Origin of the sequence: Streptomyces sp. NPDC001568 (genome assembly GCF_042893755.1) — a bacterium.
GTDB lineage: Bacteria > Actinomycetota > Actinomycetes > Streptomycetales > Streptomycetaceae > Streptomyces.
The window spans coordinates 1-1,800 of sequence record NZ_JBIAVF010000055.1; the positions used below are offsets into that span (position 1 = coordinate 1).

Sequence of the window (1,800 nt, forward strand, 5' to 3'; positions counted from 1 at the left end):
CCTTTATGAGGGGGTGGTGGCGAGGGTTTTGGTGTGGGCGGGTTGGGTGTAGTTGCGGTTGTGGTAGACGAGTGGGGTGTCGTGGGTGTGGGAGACGGCTTCGACGTGGCCGATGAGGATGCTGTGGTCTCCGCCGTCGAGGACGGTGTGGAGGGTGCAGGCGATGCGGGCGGTGGCGTCGGGGAGTCCGGGGAGTCCGAGTTCGCTGGGTTGCATGCCGCTGTTGGTGAATTTGTCGTGGCCGGAGCGGGCGAAGTGGGTTGCGATGTCGGTGTGTTGGGTGGCGAGGACGTTGATGAGGAAGCGGTCGCCGGTGGTGAAGGCTTGGTGGCAGGAGGCGGTTTTGGCGGGGCAGACCAGGACGAGGGGTGGGTCGAGGGAGAGTGAGGTGAAGGAGCCGGCGGTGAAGCCCCAGGGTCGGCCGTCGGCGTCGAGGGTGGTGACGATGGTGACGGGGGTGGGCACCTGGGCCATGGTGCTGACGTAGTCGGTGGGCTCGAGCGTGGGCATCGGTTCTCCTGGCTCTGGCTCTGGGGGTGGCTCTGGCTGGGGCTGGGGGTGGGGTGGTCGGCCCGGGTGGTGGGGGTGTCGTCGGTCAGGGGGTGCTGACGATCATGGCGGCGTTGAAGCCGCCGCGTCCGCGGGCGAGGACGAGGGCGTTGCGGAGGTGTTGGTGGGGGCGGGTTTGGGTGACGAGGTCGATGGGGTGGTGGGTGGTGGTGTTGATGGTGGGGGGGATGGTTTGGTCGCGGAGGGTGAGGAGGGCGGCGGCGAGGTCGAGTGAGGCGCCGCCGGCGGCGAGGCGTCCGGTCATGGTTTTGGGTGCGGTGACGGGGACGGTGTGTTTGCCGAAGAGGTTGGTGATGGCGTCGGCTTCTTGTTGGTCGGGGGTGGGGCGTCCGGCGGCGTCGGCGAAGACGACGTCGATGTCGGTGGGGGTGAGTCCGGCGTCGTGCAGGGCTGCTTCGGCGGCGGCTTGGAGGCGGTTGCCGCCGAGGTGGGGTGCGGGGTCGAAGGTGGCGGCGTAGCCGGTGACCGCGCCGTAGATTTTCGCGCCCCTGTGGTGGGCGGAGTGGGCGGTTTCCAGGATGAGGAGTGCGCCGCCTTCGCCGGGGATGTGGCCGCCGGCGTGGGGGGAGAAGGGGAGGTAGGCGTGGTCGGGGTGGGGTTCGGTGGTGAGTTCGCCGCCGGCGAGGTGGGCGGCCCAGCCCCAGGGGCAGAGGGAGGAGTCGATGCCGCCGGTGATGATGAGGCGGGTGTCCTTGCGGAGTTGGCGGCGGGCCTGGGCGATGGCGTCGAGGCCGCCGGCTTGTTCGGTGACCAGGACGCCGCTGGGTCCGCGGAGGTTGTTCTTGATGGAGATCTGGCCGGTGTTGACGGCGTAGAACCAGGCGAAGGACTGGTAGGCGCTGACGTATTGGCCGCCTTTGCTCCATAGGGCCTGGAGTTCTTTCTGGCCGAACTCGAAGCCGCCGGCGGAGGCGGCGGTGATGACGCCGGTGGTGTGGTCGGGGAGGGTGTCGGGGTGGATGCCGGCGTCGGTGAGGGCTTCGTCGGCGGCGGTGAGGGCGAGGCGGGTCATGTGGTCGGTTTGGGGCAGGAGCCGGCCGGGGATGTGGTCGCCGGCGTTGAAGCCGGGGACTTCGCCGGCGAGTTTGGTGGGGTAGTGGTCGGGGTTGAATCGGGTGAGGGGTCGGATCCCGGACTCGCCGCGCAGGACTGCCTGCCACCAGGCCTCGGTGCCCAGACCGTTGGGTGCGGTCACACCGATCCCGGTGACGACCGGAGCCGCCGACCGGC

At 69.7% G+C, this 1,800-nt stretch carries 2 protein-coding genes; both read right to left on the minus strand.

Annotation, left to right across the window (positions count from 1 at the left end):
• Positions 1 to 3 precede the first annotated feature (3 nt).
• Positions 4 to 510, minus strand: a complete 507-nt coding sequence (locus tag ACFY0I_RS39890) for a flavin reductase family protein (protein WP_388904732.1) — start codon at positions 508 to 510, stop codon at positions 4 to 6.
• An 85-nt stretch (positions 511 to 595) separates the two neighbouring features.
• Positions 596 to 1,800: ketosynthase chain-length factor (locus tag ACFY0I_RS39895; RefSeq protein WP_388904734.1), on the minus strand; the 1,205-nt coding region annotated here is incomplete at its 5' end.

Coding starts and splice junctions, on each gene's coding strand:
- ACFY0I_RS39890 (WP_388904732.1), bottom strand. CDS start 510: ATGCCCACGCTCGAGCCCACCGACTACGTCAGCACCATGGCCCAGGTG.